Source organism: Nocardioides sp. GY 10113 (genome assembly GCF_004919105.1).
GTDB lineage: Bacteria > Actinomycetota > Actinomycetes > Propionibacteriales > Nocardioidaceae > Nocardioides.
Map to the genome: position 1 here is coordinate 1 of NZ_STGK01000037.1, position 1,306 is coordinate 1,306.

General features: G+C 67.8%; 1 protein-coding gene. It reads right to left on the minus strand.

Features of this window, described 5'->3' with window-relative positions:
- Positions 1 to 32: 32 nt before the first annotated feature.
- Positions 33 to 1,237, minus strand: a protein-coding gene (locus tag E8D34_RS20625) for an IS3 family transposase (protein WP_136596390.1) whose coding sequence is annotated in 2 segments (ribosomal slippage) — positions 33 to 950 and positions 953 to 1,237 — 1,203 coding nt in all. Because the reading frame shifts where the segments join, the coding sequence is not laid out codon by codon here.
- Positions 1,238 to 1,306: the final 69 nt, after the last annotated feature.

A 1,306-nucleotide genomic window follows, 5' to 3' on the forward strand; every position in this document is an offset into this window, starting at 1 on the left:
GGGACTGCTGCACGGACAGGTGACAGTTGGGGTTAGGCCGCCTGGACGGCGGTCGGGGCCATGATCAACTCGTATTCGACCGGGGTCAACCGCCCGAGAGCGGCCTGCCGGCGACGCCGGTGGTAGGTCCTCTCGATCCACCGAACGATCGCGATCCGCAGCTCTTCCCGCGTGGCCCAGACACGGCGGTCGAGCACGTTCTTCTGCAGCAGCGAGAAGAACGACTCCATCGCGGCGTTGTCGCCGGCGGCGCCGACCCGGCCCATCGAGCCGACCATGTCGTGGCGGTTGAGGGCGTGGACGAACTTCCGGCTGCGGAACTGGGACCCGCGGTCGGTGTGCAGGACACATCCGGCCACACCCGCGCCTGCAGCCCGGCGCCGGGCGACGGCGTGATCGAGAGCGGCGACCGCGAGCCGGGACTTCATGCGTGAGTCGATGGAGTAGCCCACGATCCGGTTGGAGTAGACGTCCTTGATCGCGCAGACGTAAAGCCGTCCCTCACCGGTCCAGTGCTCGGTGATGTCGCTGACCCACAACTCGTTCGGAGCCTGGGCGCTGAACTGGTGCCGGACCCTGCCCTTGTCGTCGACGACAGCGCAGAGGTCGTCGTGGACGGGCGGGCCGGGCTTCTTGCCGTTCTTGCCGCGCTTCTTCCCGAACGCCGACCACCAGCCCAGGTCGGAGCAGATCTTCCAGGCGGTCCGCTCGGCCATTGCCTCACCGGCGTCGCGGGCCTCGTCGACCAGGAACCGGTAGCCGAACTCGGGGTCGTCGCGGTGGGCGTCGAACAACGCGTTGGCCCGGTACGCGGCGACCAGTTCGGCGTCGGTGACCGGAGTAGCCAGCCATCGGTAGTAGGGCTGGCGGGCGATGTTGAGGACCCGGCACGTCACCGCGACGGGGATCCCGTCGGCGGCCAGCTCGCGGACGAGCGGGTACCTCATTTTCCCGGCAGGTTGGCCTGGGAGAGGTAGGCAGCAGCGCGGCGCAGGACCTCGTTCTCCTGCTCGAGCAGCTTGATCCGCTTGTTCGCCTCACGCAGCGCGTCGGACTCGTTCGCTGCCTGACCGGCCGGCGAGGGCGAGGCCGAGTTCCGGTCATCGACCGCGAGCCACCGCTTCAGGCACGACGGCGAGATGCCGAAGTCCTTCGCGACCTGAGCGACCGAGGAATCCGAGTCCCTGTAGACCCGGATCACGTCCTCGCGGAACTCCTTGGGAAACGCCTTCGGCATGGTGCACATCCTTCCAGCGTCGACACACATCGACGCAGATCAGATGTCACCTATCCGTGCAGCAGACCC